Here is a 19,355-nt window from a genome sequence, read left to right as displayed (position 1 = left end):
ACTCACCCGCAGTCGAACATCGACGGAAGGGAGAGAATGTGATGATCAGGATCATGGCCGCAGCCGTTTTGGCAATGGCGATGGGCGCTGGCGGAGCGTTACCCGCGCAGGCGAAGGGCACCGGCGCCTTCGCCTATTGCACCCTGAAGGATTACGACAAGGAGCAGATCCACTTCTCCTCGGTCTATCAGGGGCCGAGCGACAAGGCGGCCGAGGACGCCTATTTCAAATATCTGACCAAGAGCGTGCCGGGCATCAGCGGATCGGTGATCTGCTGGGCGAGCCCCAGCGCGGCGGCCGCCGCGGCCGCGATGGCCGACAAGAAGGACAGCGAGACGGGCTGGAAGATGATCGACAATAGCTGGAAACCGGGCACGGAATAGAGTTGTCACGTCCCGTGGCCTGTGGCCCGGCGCGGGATGGCTTTGATTGAAGCACGATCGCGAGTTGGGGATCGAATTGTCCTGGTCCCCGCTTGCGGCGATTGGCCGGGTTGATCGCCGCATTGATTGCGGTGATTGATATTGCTGGCGGACAGTGCTCGAACACGGTGACCGATACGGAAAAGCCTCGATTTTTTTCGAGAGTATTCCGATAACCGATCGACGAATGTCGGGACCTGGTGGAAAGCGGACCCCTACGGTTCGGGCCCTCGGAGCACGTAGTTCCGTGCAAGCCGATACGCGCCGTAAGCTACCAACATGCCTCCGCAAATGAGACCGACCAGTTGCCACTCCGGCACTTCGGCCCGGAATCGCTCAAAGATAAACCCTGCCACACCGAGAGCGGTCACCAGCAAAGCGAATAGAATGCGTTCCGCTGTTCGAACTTTCCTTTGCTTGTCCAAGCAGCCCTCCCTGAATGCAGTCCGTCCAATTTCTACGTCGTTCCGCGATGTTCGCAACTGGGCGATAGCCGAATGGCCGGTCCAATGTCGCGACGTGGGTGGGAAGCCGTCGGTTCCGATGCCTCGCTGGAACGACGGCTCTTGGCGAGAGCAGACGCTCAGCTTTCAATGAATGCCATCGATGCATGACAGAAGTTGGGCCGCAACCCCCCGGCCGCCCGCTTCCGGCTGGGATTTCGTGATATTTCCATCCGCCGGTCACCCTGACCGGTGGCTGCTCACGCCCATAATCTCATCGTTTATCTGCCGCGGGGCAGAGCCGTAAAGTCCGGCATCTCTATATTCAATTGTGCCATGATCAACCCTTTTGGATTCACATGAATGGCGCTATCGTCTTCGATATGAAGCGGTACAGAAACTACTCTTCGCGAATGCGAGTAATCGCGTTGACGCTGACCGTGCCATTTTCGATTGGGGCTTCGGAGGCGATACCTGGTCCGGAGCAACTGGATCGTATCGTCCAGGCTGCTGCAGACTCCGATATTGCGACGCTTCAAGCTATCCTTGGCCCGGACATAGAGCTCTATACCCCGAGAGCGCTAGGTAAATCATACAATCGCAAGATCGTTGTAAAAGAAATTCCTACAATGGTTGCGAAATGCACGGCCAAAAATTCTCATAATGCAGACGGTTTCGGCCACATAGACTGGACTTGCGGCGAACGCCCCACGGAAGTGAGCGATTGCGGCCCGCTTAGCTATCGTTTGATGAATGGTCTGACACGAGACGACAAGATCGATTTCTTTATCATAGCTCAAGAGATTATGGCGCCGGCGCCGTGTGCGAAATGGCGCCCATGGGCTGCGTTCGGACTGAGAGTAGACGAAGATCCTCGACATTTAGTCGCCTGGCCTAATCCAGTTCGCGATGTGTCATCTCCTACTGATGAAAATCGATCAGCCGCAATGAATTTTGCAAAACAACTCATAGGAGTTCGCAAGCCTAACGATTATATAAATTCGATAAAGTACACTATATTTACTAATGTAAAAGCTGACTGGTTAGATGGATCTACCAATAAGTTTGATTCTAGCTATCATGATTTTGCACGACTGCTTTACCGCTGCAAATTGAAAGACGTAATAGGGCTTTCGAAAGCGCGTTATCTAGGGGACTCGGATCCTTTCGGGGCCTCTTTTGTATGCCATGATCGCGGCAATAATTATCCATTGGCGCTCATGTCGTTCACAGCAGAACACGGTAATATTACGCACTCTTACCTCTATTATGACCAACCAATTTTTGTTTACCCGGCGCGAGGCACGGGGCCAGCGGATTGATCCCTTTCTGCTCGGGATTGATCGCGGCCATGTCCTGACGCCCTCGAGAAATCCGGCTGCTCACATGGGGGTTTTCGAGGCAAACGCGTGTTCACGACGGTCCTAGAGCTTGTTCTTTTCGCGGCTCTAACCCCGCAGAAGTCACCTCTGAATGATCGGAAATGGGGCGCGCTGCTCACTGTCGGCTTAGACAGGCACGATTGACTACTTCTATCCGGACCATACGTTCATCGCAGAGGAAATCAACGACGCATTTCTGGGCGTTAGCGGTCGTCCGCCAATGGGCACCACCTAATACAGGCTCCGGAAAACAGGTGCGGCGGGTTAAGATCTGTATCTGTTTCACGCGTGGTGGTCAGCGAAAAAGTTCGCACGGAGGAGGTGGAAACGAACTCCTCATCCTCGCGGGCGATCAACACCCCCTTACGGCACATCCTTGCGCGCCACAGCGAGCGGGTCGGGTTCCCCCGCGAACGCCGCGCGCAGGAAGCCGAACATGCGGCGGCGCAGGTCGATGCCGTGCCAGGGCTCCTGGCTGACCGTCGCGCGGAAATTGCCGCCGGTTTCGCTATGCCCTTCGCGTGGATAGACGACCAGCGCGACCGGCGCGCCGGTCTGTTTCAACGCGCGGTACATTTCGAGCGACTGGCCGAGCGGGTCGGTGACGTCCTTGTCGCCCTGCAGCAGCAGGAACGGCGTCTTTGCGTTGCCGGCGGTCGATAACGGGCTCTGGCGCCACGCATCGGCGAAATTGAGCCAGGGTTTGCCGTAATACCAGCGGTCGTAGAAGCTGCCGTCCTCGGTGCCATATTCGCTGAACTGGTCGATCACCGGCGCGCCGGAGACGATCGCCTTGAACCGGTCGGTCCTGCCGACGACGAAGCCGGCCATTTCCCCGCCATAGCTATAGCCGATCAGCGCCATGCGATTGGCATCGAGCGGATGATTTTTCAGCACTGCGTCGATGCCGGTCATCACGTCGCGGTAATCGGCACCGCCCATATCGTTCTTGTTGGCGGCGGTGAACTTCGCGCCATAGCCGGTGCTGCCGCGGATATTGGGCTGCAAGACTGCCCAGCCCTCGGCGACGAGCATCTGGATGAGATTGTCGTAACCGTCCTGGAACCGCCCGGCCGGGCCGCCATGGATGCTGAGCACCAGCGGCGCTTTCTTGCCCGGCGCAATTGCCGGCAGATAAAGCAGGCCCTCGATCGTCAGCCCTTCATTCTGCCAGCTGACCAGGTGCGACTGAACTTTGGGCCAGCGCGCCGGGACCAAGGCGGGCGCGGTCAATGCGACCGGCTTCGCGTCGAGCCCGGGCAGCAGCATCGCAGTGGTCGGCTGAGTCGGTCCGGCGGCGAGAAACGCCCAGGCGGTCTGGCGCGCATTGGTGACGGGTGACACGGCGACCGGTTGACCGGTGTCGAGCCAGCGGACCGCGCCGGTGCGGGTCGACAGGCGCGCGAGGCGCGTGCGCGTGTGCACCCCAATCGCCATGACCAGATCGCCATCGGGCAGTATCTCGAAATCTCCGGGGATTTCACCATCGAACCCGCGGGTCAGGTTCCGCGCCTCTCCGCTCGCCACATCCTTGACGATCAGGTCGTTGCAGCGCGGCGGGGCATCGTCGGCGCATTGGTCGGTATAGACCAGCCGGGCGCGGCCGGGGAGGAAGGCGACGCCTTTCGCGGTGCGCGGCACATCGATCGGCGTGGCGGCCAGCGTGACCGGGTTGATCCGACGGAAGCGCGCATCGGGGCCGGTCTCGTCGGAATCGGGGTCGGTCGCGACGATCAGGTCGGCGCCGTCGAACGACCAATCGACCGAGCTGAACACGCCATCGACCGGCACCGCGCGCGCCGCGCCGGTCGCGGTGTCGACCAGATAGAGATGCGTGCGGTGGTCGGGAATGTCATGCGCATAACCATCATCCTTGCGCTCGCGCCGCGCCTTCACTTCCGCCGTTTCGGGATCCTCGGCCCATAGCGCGATGGTGCGGCCATCGGGCGATGCGGCATAACCGGAGACGGGCAGCGCGTCCTTCATCGCCGCGCCGTTCCAGCGCGCGGTCAGGACCGTGCCGGCCCTGCCGAGCTTATACTGGTCGGGCTCGCCGCCGCCGGCGGGCAAGCGATAAAGCGCGCGGGCATTGTCGCGCGTCGCCAAGAACAGGATCGATCCGTCGGGCAGGAAGCGCCCCTCGCTTTCGCCGCGTTCGCCGGTGCGGAAGGTCAGCTGGCGCGGCGCGGCGCCTGGCGCGAGCAGCCAGAGATGCGGCAAGCCGCCGTTCGCGGTGGTCTCGGTGATCGCGGCGAGCACGCTGCGACCGTCCGGCGCCAGCGCAATCCCGCGCATCGCGCGCACTCCGGTGCGCACTTCCTCGTTCATCGCAAAGGGCGGTGGATCGGCGGCGGCGACCGGCCATGCGGTGGCGCTGGTCAGGATGAGCGCCGCCGACAGCCGCGCGCCGGCCCATACCCTGTTCCGCATCGCAATCTTCATCCCGCCCGCTCCCCGTTTCCTTCACACAATGCAGACGAGTCCGGGCGCGAAGTAAACCGCCACTTCGTGGCCGCAATAACGCCTCGATGAACCCAACCCGGGGCCGATTCAACAGATTGGCCAAATCGCTACAGCCTCGCTCGCGTCATTCGGGCGAGCTGACCATCGTCACTCACGCTTGGTGCGACGGGAGACACCGGTGCAGATACCATTCGAACAAGATATACCGACCGATCCGCCGGCCGATCCGCCGGCCGATCCAATCGCTTCGGACGAGCCGCCTGTGGCGGATCAGGCGGCGGCAGAGGCCGACATCGCGCCAGTCGAGGCACTGAACGCCGGGCCGGTCGATCCGCCAGCGCCGGTTATGCCGGACGAAGAGGCCACGCAGCCCGTCATCCCCAACGCCGATACGGCTGCGGCGCAGCGCCGCATCACGATGCAGCTCTATTCGCGCATGGTCACCGACCTGAAGGTTCTGACCGGCGATAAGCGCCTGCCGACCGATGCGGAGATCGACGAGGCGTTGGTTCGCGCGACGCGGGCGCTGGGGTTGGGCAGCTCAGCGCCTCGCGACGTTCGGGCCCCCGTCGCCGCAGACATCACCCTTGCGGCCGCGACCATGCCATCGCCGTTCATCCGCCCTGGCGACACCGAGTCTCTTGCGCGATCGATCGATGCCGGCAATCCGGCTTTCTTCCCGGCAACCAATCGGCGCCGGTTCGAACTCTCCGCTCCACCGGGTCCGACGGCCGAATTGCGTGCCGGGGCGGAGCCGGGATCCGGCATGGCGACGACACCGGGTTTGGCGACATCGGGGCTGGCGCCACCGGAACCGGCGCCGCCGCGCGACGCGCAACCAGTCAGGGCATGGCCCGTTCCTGGCGATGGGCGGCCAGCCGTGAAAGGCGGGATAGGGCCGAACAAACTCGCCTATTCCGATGGCCGTTTCTCTCTCGAAGGCGCCTATCGGACGACAAGGAAAGGTGCTCGTCATCCGCATAAGGGCATCGACCTGCCCGGCGCGATCGGGGATCCGGTGCGCGCCGCTGCGGACGGCGTGGTCGTGGCCGTAACCGCGCAGCGTGAAAAGATCATCGTGCGGGACCCGAAGACCAACAAGAAAATCCAGATCGCCGGACCCCGGCTGGCCGGGTGGGGCAATTATGTCGTCGTGCAGCATCCCGATGGTTATCGGACGGTCTATGCCCATCTCGAAACGCGGCCGGCGATCAAGGTCGGCACGCGGGTCGGTCGCGGTGAGGAGATCGGTCGTCTGGGCGTGACGGGCAACGCCAAAGGACAGGGCAGTCATGTTCATTTCGAGGTCTGGAACTCGGCCGAATCGGCCGCGAAGACCAAACGAAAGGAAGTCGATCCGGTGAAGTGGATGAACGGTCAGCTGCCGGGACAATAGTGCCGCCGATATCTTTCACCGCCATGGGATCGGCATTGCGATAGCGCCGCAGATTGCCACGGGCATAACGGGCATGGACATAACGGGAACGTATCGATAGCCTGCGCTGCGCCAGAGGGGTGCAGATCGGGGAGCGGAAGAATGACGAGGACGACGGCTTCTTTCTGCTTGCTGGCGATCTGGATCGGATTGATCGGCGCGGCGCGGGGGCCAGCGGATGCGGTGCTGCGCTATCCCGACGGGCAGTGGAAGAAATGGGTGTCGCCTTCGACCGAAAAGGATGGCCCCGTGACGTTCGAGCGCTACCGGATCGGCGGCGATAGCGGATCGCGCTATTATCACGTCGAACTCAGTTATGGCGACGAAATGGAAGGAACTCATGTCAGGGACGACAAGGGCACGCTCCTCTACCGGTCCGGCGGATATCCCGAGCAATTCGGCGCGCGAAAATCGGCAAGCGGCATCATATTGTATTTTGCCGCGGAGTACGAAGAAGAGGAAGGTTATACCGCCGTCAGAATCAAGGACGGCGAGGCCCGGTCCTATTACTGCCCGCTGAGCCGGGAAACCCTGATCGGCGCGTTCGGGCATCCGACCCAAGATCGGCAGGCGTTGCTGCGACGATACGCCGCCACCTATTTGAATGGCGGGGAAGTCATCAGATTCCTGACATCGGTGGAATTCGACCTGAAGCGCGACGATTGTACGCAGATCGACCCGTTCTGATCACTAAAAGGAAAGACATCCAGTGATGCGATATCTGCGCTGCCTGCTGCTGATCCTTGTCGGCGGCGTTGCCCTGACGGGCAGCGCGGCGTGGGCGAAGGAGGTGGGGGCGAAGGAGGCGGGGGCGAAGGAGGCACCGCGCGTGTTGATCTTCTCGAAATCGACCGGCTGGCGGCATATGTCGATCACGCCCGGCGTGGCGGCATTGAAGGCATTGGGCGCGCGCGCCGGCATGACGATGATCGCGAGCGAGGATCCGGACATATTCAGCACTGACGGGCTGAAGGACGTCAAGGCTATCATCCTGCTGAGCGATACCAGCGCCAGGGACGCGGCCAGCGAATGGTTCACCGACACGCGGCGCGAAGCGTTCGAGGCGTTCGTCCATCGCGGCGGCGGGGTGGTCGGCATCCATGCCGCGGCAGATTCGCATTACAACTGGCCCTGGTACGGCCGGATGATCGGTGCGCGCTTCCAGCGCCACCCTCAGGGGACGCCCGAAGGCACGATCACGGTGGTCGATCCCAGGCATCCTGCAATGAAGGGGCTGGCGCCGGTCACCCGCCATGTCGATGAATGGTATTATTTCGAGGATTATAATCCCCGGCTGCATTTGCTGGCGACGATTGATCCGGCGTCGATCGGCGAGGCGGACGTGAACCCCAATCCCGTGGCGTGGTGTCAGGAATTCGAGGGCGGGCGCATATTCTACACCGCGATGGGCCATACCGATGAATCCTATCGCGACCCCTGGTTCGTCAAACAGATCGAAAATGGGCTGAACTGGGTGCTAAAGCGATAGGCGCGGGTGGATCGCCTCTTAGGCGAAGACGTGGGTTCACGTGGGGGTGCGATTTCCACCCACCTGGAGCGCGTTGACATAGCGACGACCTGCTCCGCGTCCGCGGCACCGCGTGAACCCGTTGCTTCGGACTTCGCGGCAGCCGGTCGGTCAGGGCTGAGTTTGCCCGCGATCGGGCAAACCCTCCGGCCAACGCCACCGCTCGACCGCCAGCACGACCAGCGCGCCGGCGGCATAAGCGATGAAATCTATCGGGTCGAAACCGGCACCGAGCAGGAAGCGCGCCGCGATATTGTCGCTTAAGCCCAGCGCGCCGATCAGCCCGAAGAGCTGGCCGAATTCGATGACGAAGGCGATGCCCAATGCAAGGGCCGTAGCAGGCAGCACGCGCAGCGGCGTGACCGCGCGCAACGCCAGATAGAGCAGGATGACGGCCAGGCTGTCGCCGATATGCGGGCGGATCAGCCGGTCATGCACGAATAGCGCGATAGCGATCTCCGTTGCGAACAGCGCGATCGCGGCCAGGACATATGGGCGACGGATTTTCATGGCTGGCCTGTGCTGAGGTGAGTTGCCGGGCATATAAGGAATTGGTGTCGAGGCGATATGCTGACTGCGAGGCGATTTGATGTCCCGTCTGCTCGCCGGAACATGACCCCGTAACAGATCGATGCCGTTGCGCACCGGCAGCAATTTACTCCTGCCCGGCGCGCGCTATCGTGGCGCTCTTCGGGGAGACGAATGATGACCGTGATCGTGGGGATGGGGGCGGACTTTCGTCGGTGGCGGCGGGGCGGCGCGGGTGCGCGCGGCGTGGTGAAGACGACCGAGCAGGAATGGGCCGCGATCCAGCACTTGTTCGACGAACTGGTCGATCTGGCCCCGGCCGAACAGGTGGCGGCGCTCACACGCGCTCGCGCCAGCGACACGGTCGCGCGGCAGGTGCGCGAGTTGCTCGCCGCATCGGGCAGCTATGGCATCCTCGATTTGTCGCCGCCGGGTCTTGACGAACCGGAGGCGGGCAGCGGCTATAGCTCGCTGGCGCAGGGGCAGCAGGTCGGGCAGTTCGTGGTCGACCGGCTGATCGGCCGGGGTGGCATGGGCGAAGTCTATCTGGCGCATCGCCATGGGGCGGATTTCGATCAGCGGGTCGCGCTCAAGCTGCTGCGTGCCGAAGCGGCGGATCGCGGCGCGATGTTCGCGCGCGAACGAAAGCTGCTCGCGCGGCTCGAACATCATGGCATTGCGCGGTTGATCGATGGCGGTATCGCGGCGGACGGGCGTCCGTATATGGCGATGGATTATGTCGACGGCGTCTCGATCGACGAATGGTGCCGGATCAATGAGGCGACGCTCGATCGCCGGCTCGATCTGGTGCGTGAGGTGTGCGACGCGGTCAGCTACGCGCATGCCAACCTGATCGTGCACCGCGACCTGAAGCCGTCGAACATCCTGATCGACAGCAACGGCAATGTGCGGTTGCTCGATTTCGGCATCGCCAAGCTGCTCGACGACACGGCGGTGGTGCCGGCGACGACGCAAGCGATGCTGACGCCGGAAAACGCCGCACCGGAACAGCTTGACGGCGATACCGCGACGATCGCCACCGATGTCTATGCGCTGGGGGTGATCCTGTTCGAACTGGTCACCGGCACCGGGCCCTGGCGCACCGGCAACACATCGATCCCGTCGATCATCCGCCGCGTGCTGCACAGCGAACCGCCAGTGCCGAGCCAGGCCGCCGCGCGACCCGAGGCGCCGGTGCCGGCGAGCCGCATCGCCGGCGATCTCGACGCGATCATCCTGAAGGCGATGCGCCGCGCGCCGGCCGATCGCTATCGCAGCGTGGCCGAGCTGTCGGACGACATCCTGCGCCACCAGACGATGAAGCCGGTCCATGCGCGGAGTGGATCGACGCGCTACATGGTCGGCCGTTTCGTGCGGCGCTATCGCTGGGCGGTGGGCGGCGCGGCGGCGGCGCTGATCGCGATCCTGATCGGCACCACGGCAGTCGCCTGGCAAGCGCGCAAGACCGCGATCCAGCGCGACATGGCGTTGACCGAGGTGCGCCGGTCCGAAGCGATCGTGCGCATGCTGACCGTGATGTTTCGCGAAACCGCCGATACGGACAGCGGCAGCGACGCGACCGTCAAGCAGATGCTCGACGGCACATCGGCGCGGCTGATCGATTCGCTCGATACCAGTGCGAAGTCAGCGACGCTGATCACGACCCTGGCCGATCTGTACCTCAATCTGGAGGATCCGGCGGGCATGGATGCGCTGCTCCAGCGCGCCTTGAAAAAGGGCATCGGCAAGGATGACCCGGTGTCCACCGCGGAACTCAAGCTGCGTTTGGCAGCGTCGGCGATGGCGCTTAATCGCGATGGCGACGCGGCGGCGTTGCTCGCCTCGGCCGACACGGTGTTTCGCACCGATCCGGCGCGGTTCCAGGGTGAGTTGCTGGACATGGCCAGCGCGCGCGCGCAACTGGCGCGGCGGCAGGGCAATTATGACGAGGCGATCGGCCTGTTGTCGAGCAACCTGCCGCTGGCCGACCGTTTCTATACCGAAAACCATCGCGACTTGCTGACGCTCTACAATAATCTGCTGGTCTATATGGTCGAGGCCAACCGGCTCGACGCGATGCCGGCGGTGTTCGCGCGCGCCGATGCCGCGCTGAAGCGCACCGGGCAGGAAGGTAGTACGCAGGGGCTGGCGATCACACAGCTTAAGGGCGTGCGGCTGCTCAAGCTCGACCAGGTCGCGCAGGCCGAGGCGATCTTTCGCGCGGTGGTGAAACGGCGCCGGGCGGTGTTCGGCGATTCGGCGGGCCTCGCGGTCGACCTGCTGCAACTGGGGCGGGCGCTGTTGATCCGCGGCAAATTCGCTGAAGCGCGCGACGTGTTTGCCCAGGCGAGGCCGATCGCGATCGCCAAGCTCGGTCCGGTCGCCGTGCCGACGCTGATCATCGGCGCAGGCCTGGTCGAATCGATGGCGGAAACCGGCGACACGGCCAGCGCGACGGCGCTGCTGGGTGAGATCGACCCAAGGGTCGCGGCGATGAAGAAGGTCGGGCTGACCCATGGCATTGTCGAGCGCGCGCGGGCGATCACCCTGCTCGACCAGCGGCGCGTGCCCGAAGCGCGGGTGGCGGCGAACAAGGCGGCGGTAATCTTCCGCGATCTCGGCGCGCCGGGTGTGTCGTACCTGAAGAGCTTTCCCGCGTTGATGGCGCGGATTGATGCGGCGGGGTAAGGGGGCGGGGTAGGGGCGAAGCGGCGCCCCGAAGCGGATGTGACCATCCTCCGTTCGTTTCGAGCTGAGTTGATCCGCCCCTTCCGTTCACCCTGAGCTTGTCGAAGGGCGGTTCTTTCGTCGAACGAAGGACAGGGCTTCGACAGGCTCAGCCCGAACGGGGGGAGGTGATTCCACCCAAGCCGACGTCCCGCTAAGTCGCCATCTCGCGATAGATCCAGGCACGGGCCTGAACCCACCAGCGGCGCACGGTGCGCACGCTGACATCAAGCACATCGGCGGTTTCCTGCTCGTCCAGCCCGGCGAAGAAACGGCAATCGACCAACAGCGCGAGATTGGGGTCGACGGTCGACAAGGCTTTCAGCGCATCGCCGAGGCGCATGACATCGGCGTCGTCGGGCACCATCGCCGCCATCGAATTCAGGTTTTCGGTGAAAGACACATTGGTCCCGCCGCGCTTGCCCGCCGCGCGCGCGCGCGCCGCATCGATCAGGATATGGCGGATCGCGGTCGCCGCGCAGGCAAGGAAATGGCGCTGGCTGACAAAGCCGTCATGCTTGCTCAGCTTGACATAAGCTTCGTTGATCAGCGCGGTCGGCTGTAGCGTCTGTGGTGCCCCGGCGCGGAAATGTTCGCGTCGCGCGATCTCCTTCAGCTCGCGATACAGCGATTCGACCAGCACATCAGAGCCGCCGGTAAAATTTTCTTGATCGGGCATGGCCGGTCCGGTCGCCTTTTCACGTCTTATGCAGCGCCACGAGACTGGCCGCGCCGATTTACCGGCGTGGCCGGGCGGATGGCAAGCGCAACCTGATGCCGCAGCGGCGTCGGGGCACGCGTGGGGCATCGCGCAGGACCAACCATGCGCCAGCCCATGGGTCGAAGCATCTGATCAACCGCGGCCGATGCCGCCGAAAAGGGGACTGTCCATGCGTATCACCAACAAACTTCTCGCCACCGCCGCGCCATTCGCTCTCGCCATTGCCTTTGCGATGCCCGCCAGCGCGCAGGTGACCTGCGCCTCCGAAGACGGCGTGCCGACGGGCGCGGTCGCGGGCGGCAGTCCGGGGGTCTTCCCGTTGACCCCGACGACTGCCTCGATCGCTTGCGGCCCGTTCGCCAATGCCGGCGGACCGCGCGGCGTTGCGGTCGGCAACACGGCCCAGGCCAGCGGCGACACCGCGATCGCGATCGGCGGACCCGCAGTCTATTTCGACCCGTTCACGCTTTTCCCGGTACAGCTCAACACAGTCGCCAATGACTTCGGGGTTGCAATCGGTGGTGGCGCGGCGGCGGTCGGCACCTCGTCGATCGCACTGGGCAGCGCGGCTTCGGGCAGCTCCCCGGGGATCACCATCGCGACGGGGAACTTCGCCGTCGCGATCGGCGCGCAGGCGAACGCAACCGGGACCGGCGCCATCGCGCTTGGCCGTTCGAGCCTGACCGCGCAATCCGGCGATGTCGCGATCGGCGATGGATCGAACGCGCTCGGCCTGTCGTCGATCGCGCTGGGCAGCGGCGCCCAGGTCACCGCGACCGGGCGTCAGGGTGTCGCACTCGGCGCGCTTTCGACCGCGAGCGGATTCCTCGGCACCGCCCTCGGCACCCAGTCGCAGGCGCTCGCCGAATACAGCGTCGCGATCGGCGCCGATGCGATCGCCGATGTCGCCTATACGGTGTCGGTCGGTCGGGTGGGCAGCGAACGCCGCATCATGAATGTCGGCGCTGGCGTGCTTGGCACCGATGCGGTCAATCTGGCGCAGCTCAACGCCGCGCTGCTCGGCGCAGGCAACGCCTATTTCGTTGCCAACAGCAGTGGCCCGGTGCCGCAGGCGGTGGGCGCGGAGTCGATCGCGGTCGGCAATGCAACGGTCGCCACCGGCATCGACAGCATCGCGATGGGCAATTCGGCGGGCGCGGACGGGATCTCCGCGATCGCGATCGGCGCCAACGCGAATACCTATTTCGATGGCGCGATCGCGATCGGCGTCAACGCGACCGGCGCCGGGCGCGGCGCGGTCGCGCTTGGCGAGGGCGCGGGCGGCAGCGGCGCCGGGACCACGGCGGTCGGCATGTTCGCCTTCACCAACGGGGCGAATTCGACCGCGATCGGCATGCAGGCATCGGCCGATGGCGCGCTGGCCACGTCGCTCGGGTATAATGCCCGCTCGCAGGGCAGCGGGGCGGTGGCGGCCGGCTCGAACAGCCAGGCGAGCGGCGTCGCGGCGGTCGCGCTGGGCGGCAACGGCACGGCGGGGGACGCCGGCGCGCTGGCCGATGGCAATTACAGCTTCGCGGTCGGATCGGCATCGACCGCGACGGGAGACGAGAGCATCGCGATCGGCCGGGCGAGCAATTCGGCGGCAACCGGCGGGACCGCGCTGGGCGCGAATGCGACGGTCGCGGTGGGCGCCACCGGGTCGGTCGCGCTGGGCAACGGCGCGACCGCGACCGCGGCCAATTCGGTCGCGCTGGGCGCCGGGTCGGTCGCCGACCAGGCGAACACGGTGTCGGTCGGCAGCATCGGGGCGGAGCGGCGCATCACCAATGTGGCGGGGGGCATCGAGGGCTATGATGCGGTCAACATGAACCAGCTCAACGCGCTCGACACGCGCGTGGTAACGGCACAATCGACTGCCGACGCCGCCCTTGCCGCAGCGATGGCCGCGGGATCGAGCGGGGCGGCGGCGCAAGCCACCGCCGATGCCGCGCTGGCCGGCGCCGCAGCCGCGCAGGGCACTGCCGACACGGCACTCGCCGGCGCCGCAGCCGCGCAGGGCACCGCCGATACGGCGCTGGTCAATGCGGCGACCGCACAGGGCACCGCCAACACCGCGCTCGCCAATGCCGCGACGGCACAGGCGACGGCGGATCAGGTGGCCGACGACACGGCCTATTTCCGGACCAACTTCACTGGCCCCGGCCCGCAGGCGACCGGGACCAATTCGATCGCGGTGGGCCAGTCGAGCGTGTCGAGCGGCCCGTCATCGGTGGCGATCGGCGATGGTGCGCAGGCCGCCGGCGGCCGGGCGGTGTCGATCGGCGCGGGCAATATCGCGACCGGCAACGGCGCGGTGGCGATCGGCGATCCGAACATCGCAACCGGGCAGGGCGCGGTCGCGATGGGCAACAACAACAGCGCGATCGGCCAGGGTGCGGTCGCGATCGGCAACCAGAATAGCGCCGGCGGACAGGGTTCGATTGCGCTGGGCAACAACAATGTCGCCGACATGGCGGGCAGCGTGGCGATCGGTGATGGGGTGACGACGACGCGTGTCGGCCAGGTGTCGGTCGGCAACGCCGCCTCCACGGTCACCCTGTCGGGCATCGTGTCCTCGGCGAGCCGTGCCGCGCAAAGCGGTGCACTGAGCCTGATCACCAGCGACGGGCTCGGCAATCTCGCCACCTCGACGCTCGACGTCGGCACCTTGGCCGGGCTCGACGGCCGCACCACCAGCCTGGAGAACCGCGCAACCTCGCTCGAGGGCCGCACTGGCATGCTCGAAAATCGCACGGCCTCGCTGGAATCGCGCACCGCGACACTGACGCGGCAGGCACGGCAGACCGAAGGCGGGATCGCGGCGGCGCTGGCGCTGGGCGGTACGATGATGCCGGCGGACATGAAGGTGGCGATGTCGTTCAACCTGGCGACCTATCGCGGCGAACAGGGCTTCTCCGCCGCCGCCGTCGCGAAGGTCACCGAGCGGGTCTATGTCTCGGGCGGTATCGCCGGATCGACCGTCAAGGGTTCGACCGGCGGCCGCGTCGGCGTGACCTTTGGCTGGTAAGATGATTGGCTGGTAGATCCAGGCGATGAAGGAAGGGGCGCGCGGCGGGCAGTCGCGCGTCCCTTTTTCGTTTGCGATTGATCGCTGGGCCTGCGCCATAGTCCGGAACGAGATCTGTCACCGGCCGTTGACCCCTCCTTCACAGGAGAGTGTCGATGCGTACCAAGACCTTTACTCTTGCCGCCGTGCTGGTTCTGGCCGGGCTCGGCGTGTCCGCCTGCCGCGAGGGCCGGCCGGGCCATAATAGCGACCGGCATCACCACCGCGGCGATCATCATCGCGGCGATCACGATCGCGATCACTGATCCGGCGTAACCGCTTCCCGGCGGATTTGGTCGCCGATCGATTCAAACCGATCCTGGTGTGTTCAATACGACGTCTCCCAATAGGAGACTTGTATGACTGCCACCCCGATTTACGGATCTTTCCTCGACATCGCGTCGACCAGCATCGCGACTGACGTCGAACGAATCGAAACGACGAGCTACAAGCTTGGCGGAAAGGCCGGTGCTGCTCAGTATATCTATGATGCGGTGGTTGACGCGACCTATGTCGCAGCCAACCCCTACACTGCGGCGCTGTCGTCCAATGGTCGGGGTTTCCGCCTCGACCCGGAGATCATGCCCTGCGCCACCGCGTTCGGGATCGTGCTGGACGACTCGACGGCCCCGATCCCGACGCAGAACAGCGCCCGATTGCAGGCCGCATTTTATTTCGGACCTCTTTCGCTGCCCAAGGGGACGATCTTCTGCGATCCGGCAATTCCGCTTTTTCCGTGGAAGGCCGGCGTCACCAACACCAGCAAGATCGTCGGCCAGGGCGATCTCAATTCGCTGATTCGTTTCAACACCAACGATAGCCACAACACGCCGTGCATTCGCGCGCCCGAAGGTTATATCGACGCGGACAATATCCTGCGCAAGCCGGACGGTTCCATCTCGCCGGCATATGGCGCGCCCGGCGCGGTACTGATCTCGGCTGGGCGTGGTGTCGATTGGAGCGATTTCACGATCAATGCCGGCTTCGGCAAATATGCAACGGCGGTGCAGTTCATCTATATCGTCAATTCGGCGATCACGCGTTGCAAGATCGGCGGCGCCTATCGCGGCCTGATGGTCACCGCGTTCAACACCACGATCGACACCTGCCATTTTCCCGGCCTGTATTTCGTGTCCGGCCGTAGTCCCGAACAATATGCCACCGACTGGCAGAAATCCTATGGCCTGTATGCCTCCGGCCACGCCGTAGTGGTCAATGCGACGGGTACCGGCTGGGGGCAAAGCGTCGCACTGGCAGGGGCGGGCGTCGAGCTGCTCGGCGCACGGCTTGAGGTGGCAGAATGCGCATTGCGACTGGGTGCGCCAGCGTTCCATGTCGACACCTGGAACGGTACGGATTTTGGCGGCGATCAGGCGTTCAGCGGCACGGTCGATGCGGTGACGACGGAAAGCAATCGCATCGGCGTTTACGTTTCGCGCGCGACCAGCGCCACGATCAGCAATGTGACGGTCACCGGCGCCGGTGCGGCCGCTGTGCCACTGTTACGTCCCGTGCTGCACGGCGTGGTGATCAGCGATACGATCGATTCATCGGTTACGCTGCGCAACATCGCGATCTCCGCAACCACGGAGGGAGCGAAGCTGCTCAACTACGACATGCCGATCCTCGATCAGGTACAGCGTGGCGGCATGCAGGGCGGCAACGCGCTGTTCTCCAACGCTACGCCGCGCTTCGCCGGGCGGTTCGTACAGAGCAATCCCGCGACGCAAGGATCATTGTCGGCCGATCGATCGAGCCTGTCAGCAGACAGCCAGACGATGATGATCGGCCTGACCGATCTCGATCTCCTCAATGCGCCCGTATTCGCCCGTAACCTGGGCGGTGTCGAGCCGGTAGCCGCGGCCGCGACCTATATCGACGTCGTTTTTCCGGTCGCCGTCGCCACCGGGCATGCGGGTTACGCGTCGGTTCCCGCGCCGGTGACGGATGGTACATCGACCCTTGCGGCGGACGAATATGCCTATTGCTCGACGCTCGTCGGCAAACGTGGAGAAACCGGCGTGAGCGTCAAGCCATTCGTCGCGCCGGCCGATAATACCGCGATCAAGCGATTGACGGTCACTGCGGGAAACCGAGTCGATATGGGTTTTTACAGCCTGCCGAATGCGGCGCGCTATAAACGCCGGGTCTATCGCTACAGCGTCTCCAAAGGATATTTCGAAGGCTATTGGGAGTTCCCGGCGACTACCACGACGTTCTCCGATACAGGCGTTGCCTTTACCGCAAAAGGCGCGCCGCCTGCCGCGCTGGCTGCCATTCCAGCGCGGGCCGAAGTAGACAATAATTACTCCATCCCAAGCGTCGAATTGTCGTGGGATGCACGGTGGTGGATTTCCAACAAGACCACGACCGGATTCCGCATCAACTTCAGTTCGGCTCCCGGAAGTTCGACCAATGTCACCTGGATGATGTTGCGGGTCTGACACATCGTTGTTGGGCGCGGCGGCCCGTACAGGCCGCCGCGCCTTGACGCTGTTCGTTGTCGGGAACCGGGCTGGACAGACTGGCGATCGCGAGCCACTTGGCAGGCAGGTGCCATGCGCACCCGACACCGGACGCCGGTTTTGCGGTAAGGAAGAGCCATTGTCCGATACAAGTGATGCATTGGCCGGACCGAACGATGCCAATGTGGCGGCGTTCATCCAGGCCAATCTGCCCCTCGTGCCCGTACCGTCGATTCCCGAGCTACGGCTGCACAAGGCCGGGCCGAGCAGCGGTTTGTGGCGGCTCGCCGAGGCCGATGAGCAAGGCTTCGAATCACCTTATTGGGCGCATTATTGGGGCGGCGGCCTCGCGCTTGCGCGCCATGTCCTCGACCGGCCCGAAACCGTCGCCGGCCGATCCGTGCTCGATCTCGGCACGGGGTCCGGCATCGTCGCGATCGCCGCCGCGAAAGCCGGTGCGTGCGCGGTCATCGCCGCCGATGTGGATCGTTATGCGGTCGTCGCGGCGCGGCTGAATGCCGAGGCCAATTCGGTCGCGGTGACGGTCGTCGCGGGCGACCTCACCACTGGGCCGCCACCGCCGGTCGATCTCGTGCTGGTCGGTGACCTGTTTTACGATGCGGCGCTGGCGCGGCGCGTGACGGCGTTTCTCGACCGCTGTCTGGATGCAGGGATTGCAATATTGATCGGCGATCCATGGCGCGACCATCTGCCGCGCGCGCGCCTGCACCGGATCGCCGATTATGATGTGGCCGAAACCGGTGATGGAGGGGCCGGGAGAACCAAGCCGGCCGCTGTGTTCTCGCTGCTGCCGGGCAGGGAATGAGCGAGTTGCGGTTGCTATCGGTTAGCGCCTAACGTGCCGGCAAAGAGGAGAGAATAAATGGCGTTCGAAGGAAGCTGTCAGTGCGGCGCGGTGAATTTTTCGGTCGATGCCGATGCGCCGGACACCGCGATGAGCTGCAATTGTTCGCATTGCCGCCGCAAGGGGATGTTGTTGTCCTTCTTCCCGGCGAGCAGCTTCACCCTGGAATCGGGCGAAGACGATCTCGTGTCCTACACATTCAATACCCACAAGATCGATCATCGCTTCTGCGCGACCTGTGGTACCCAGGCCTTTGCTTATGGCGTCGGTCCGGATGGCGTCGAGACGCGCGCGATCAATTTGCGTTGCGTGCCGTCGATCGACCTCGACGCACTGACAATCCAGAAGGTGGACGGCGCGAGCCGGTGATGGGAGTTACCAGATGGAGCCTTGGTTTCGGTTGACCAATCAGGGGCCGTCACAACCCAGATAGCCCTGACCGACCAGCCATATCTGCAGCGGTAGAGCGGGCAGGGTAAGCAGCAGCAGGACGACATAGGGGATGCGGGCGCGAGGCCATGGCAGCGAGGCCAGGCCGAGCAGGAAAATGCCTGCGAACACGATGTGAATATAACCGAACCAGGCGAGCGACGGCAGCCGGGGCACGGTGCAGAATATCGACATCGCCATGACTTCGCCGAGACTCAGCCAGCACAGGAATATCTGCAAGACCAGCATCGCGCCGATCGCGAACCATTTGCGGCCTTCTCCGACACCCTCGCGCATGGCTCAGCCTAGCGCGTCGACGCATGACGATCCAGCGATCGTCTCGCGAACCATCTTCTTCTCTCACAATGGCATACCGGCCCTGAATATCGGTTCTCCCTAGCCATTCGCATGTGATCTAGCCGGCCGATTCAACATCTAGTTTGGCGGCCCTATTGCGCCTGCATGTGCAGTTCAGATCCCGCCAAAAAAACCAGAATCTTCAACGGCATCATTGCCGGCATGGGGATGCGTAACCGCGCCGGGCAATTGTACCGGCCAGGCGGCAGTAGCGCGCCGCCGCCGGTCAATGCCGCCGCGCGGCGCGCTCAATCGATGTCGCCCGCCCCGACCATGAGCCCGCAGCTCGGACTCGGGTCGGCCACTACCACCACCGTGCTGGGAGGCTGATCATGTGTTCGCCCAAACCACCCAAGGTTCAGACCATTCCCGAACGCCAGGCACTGAAGCTGCCCGATGGCGGCGCGACCGGCCTGCGTGTCGATGACGAGATCAGGCGCCGCCGCGCGCTGATGGCATCGGCCTATGGCGGCGCGCTCGGGTTGGGCAGCGCCGCGACCACCACGATCCTGGGGGGGTGAGC

General features: G+C 64.2%; 16 protein-coding genes. 12 read left to right on the top strand and 4 right to left on the bottom strand.

The window, feature by feature from the left end:
* The first annotated feature begins 41 nt into the window (after positions 1 to 41).
* Positions 42 to 383, top strand: a complete 342-nt coding sequence (locus G4G27_RS15270; RefSeq protein WP_183109450.1) for a hypothetical protein — start codon at positions 42 to 44, stop codon at positions 381 to 383.
* Positions 384 to 1,293: 910 nt separating this feature from the next.
* Positions 1,294 to 2,187 (top strand): hypothetical protein, encoded by an 894-nt coding sequence (locus G4G27_RS15265; protein ID WP_183109449.1) that lies wholly within the window; start codon positions 1,294 to 1,296, stop codon positions 2,185 to 2,187.
* Positions 2,188 to 2,610: 423 nt separating this feature from the next.
* On the opposite strand, the gene G4G27_RS15260 is transcribed toward G4G27_RS15265, so the two are convergent.
* The gene (locus G4G27_RS15260; RefSeq protein WP_183109448.1) at positions 2,611 to 4,677 is read right to left on the bottom strand and encodes a prolyl oligopeptidase family serine peptidase; all 2,067 of its coding nucleotides are present in this window, start codon (positions 4,675 to 4,677) and stop codon (positions 2,611 to 2,613) included.
* A gap of 211 nt (positions 4,678 to 4,888) precedes the next feature.
* On the opposite strand from G4G27_RS15260, the gene G4G27_RS15255 reads away from it, so the two are divergent.
* The 3 genes from G4G27_RS15255 to G4G27_RS15245 all read left to right on the top strand — a co-directional run bounded on the left by G4G27_RS15255 (position 4,889) and on the right by G4G27_RS15245 (position 7,634).
* Entirely contained in the window at positions 4,889 to 6,106 is a 1,218-nt protein-coding gene (locus G4G27_RS15255; RefSeq protein ID WP_183109447.1) for a M23 family metallopeptidase, read from the top strand.
* 141 nt (positions 6,107 to 6,247) lie between these two features.
* The gene (locus tag G4G27_RS15250; RefSeq protein ID WP_183109446.1) at positions 6,248 to 6,832 is read left to right on the top strand and encodes a hypothetical protein; all 585 of its coding nucleotides are present in this window, start codon (positions 6,248 to 6,250) and stop codon (positions 6,830 to 6,832) included.
* 25 nt (positions 6,833 to 6,857) lie between these two features.
* Positions 6,858 to 7,634 carry a ThuA domain-containing protein gene (locus G4G27_RS15245; RefSeq protein ID WP_244624717.1) on the top strand — a complete coding sequence of 259 codons (777 nt, stop codon included), beginning with the start codon at positions 6,858 to 6,860 and terminating at the stop codon, positions 7,632 to 7,634.
* 150 nt (positions 7,635 to 7,784) lie between these two features.
* On the opposite strand, the gene G4G27_RS15240 is transcribed toward G4G27_RS15245, so the two are convergent.
* Positions 7,785 to 8,183, bottom strand: coding sequence for a DUF2809 domain-containing protein (locus G4G27_RS15240; RefSeq protein ID WP_183109444.1), 399 nt, complete (start codon positions 8,181 to 8,183; stop codon positions 7,785 to 7,787).
* A 195-nt stretch (positions 8,184 to 8,378) separates the two neighbouring features.
* On the opposite strand from G4G27_RS15240, the gene G4G27_RS15235 reads away from it, so the two are divergent.
* Positions 8,379 to 10,889 carry a serine/threonine-protein kinase gene (locus G4G27_RS15235; RefSeq protein WP_183109443.1) on the top strand — a complete coding sequence of 837 codons (2,511 nt, stop codon included), beginning with the start codon at positions 8,379 to 8,381 and terminating at the stop codon, positions 10,887 to 10,889.
* A 193-nt stretch (positions 10,890 to 11,082) separates the two neighbouring features.
* Here G4G27_RS15235 and G4G27_RS15230 read toward each other — a convergent pair whose 3' ends face one another.
* Positions 11,083 to 11,607: an ECF-type sigma factor gene (locus tag G4G27_RS15230; protein ID WP_183109442.1), complete on the bottom strand. Its 525-nt coding sequence runs from the start codon at positions 11,605 to 11,607 to the stop codon at positions 11,083 to 11,085.
* A gap of 211 nt (positions 11,608 to 11,818) precedes the next feature.
* Between G4G27_RS15230 and G4G27_RS15225 the strand changes: the two genes are divergently transcribed.
* From G4G27_RS15225 to G4G27_RS15205, 5 genes are all read left to right on the top strand, one after another.
* On the top strand, positions 11,819 to 14,677 hold the full coding sequence (locus tag G4G27_RS15225; RefSeq protein WP_183109441.1) for a YadA-like family protein: 2,859 nt from the start codon (positions 11,819 to 11,821) through the stop codon (positions 14,675 to 14,677).
* 155 nt (positions 14,678 to 14,832) lie between these two features.
* Entirely contained in the window at positions 14,833 to 14,982 is a 150-nt protein-coding gene (locus G4G27_RS15220) for a hypothetical protein (protein ID WP_183109440.1), read from the top strand.
* Positions 14,983 to 15,075: 93 nt separating this feature from the next.
* The gene (locus G4G27_RS15215) at positions 15,076 to 17,160 is read left to right on the top strand and encodes a hypothetical protein (RefSeq protein WP_183109439.1); all 2,085 of its coding nucleotides are present in this window, start codon (positions 15,076 to 15,078) and stop codon (positions 17,158 to 17,160) included.
* Positions 17,161 to 17,320: 160 nt separating this feature from the next.
* A complete protein-coding gene (locus G4G27_RS15210; protein ID WP_244624354.1) occupies positions 17,321 to 18,007 on the top strand; it encodes a 50S ribosomal protein L11 methyltransferase in 687 nt (228 codons plus the stop codon).
* Between the two features lie 57 nt (positions 18,008 to 18,064).
* On the top strand, positions 18,065 to 18,415 hold the full coding sequence (locus G4G27_RS15205) for a GFA family protein (protein ID WP_183109438.1): 351 nt from the start codon (positions 18,065 to 18,067) through the stop codon (positions 18,413 to 18,415).
* Positions 18,416 to 18,454: 39 nt separating this feature from the next.
* Here G4G27_RS15205 and G4G27_RS15200 read toward each other — a convergent pair whose 3' ends face one another.
* Entirely contained in the window at positions 18,455 to 18,772 is a 318-nt protein-coding gene (locus G4G27_RS15200; protein ID WP_183109437.1) for a hypothetical protein, read from the bottom strand.
* A 392-nt stretch (positions 18,773 to 19,164) separates the two neighbouring features.
* Between G4G27_RS15200 and G4G27_RS15195 the strand changes: the two genes are divergently transcribed.
* Positions 19,165 to 19,353, top strand: coding sequence for a hypothetical protein (locus G4G27_RS15195; protein WP_183109436.1), 189 nt, complete (start codon positions 19,165 to 19,167; stop codon positions 19,351 to 19,353).
* Positions 19,354 to 19,355: the final 2 nt, after the last annotated feature.

Source organism: Sphingomonas sp. So64.6b (assembly GCF_014171475.1).
Taxonomy (GTDB): Bacteria; Pseudomonadota; Alphaproteobacteria; order Sphingomonadales; family Sphingomonadaceae; genus Sphingomonas; species Sphingomonas alpina_A.
The sequence above is the reverse complement of the archived record's forward strand: the minus strand, read 5'-3'. Positions and strand labels throughout refer to the sequence as shown.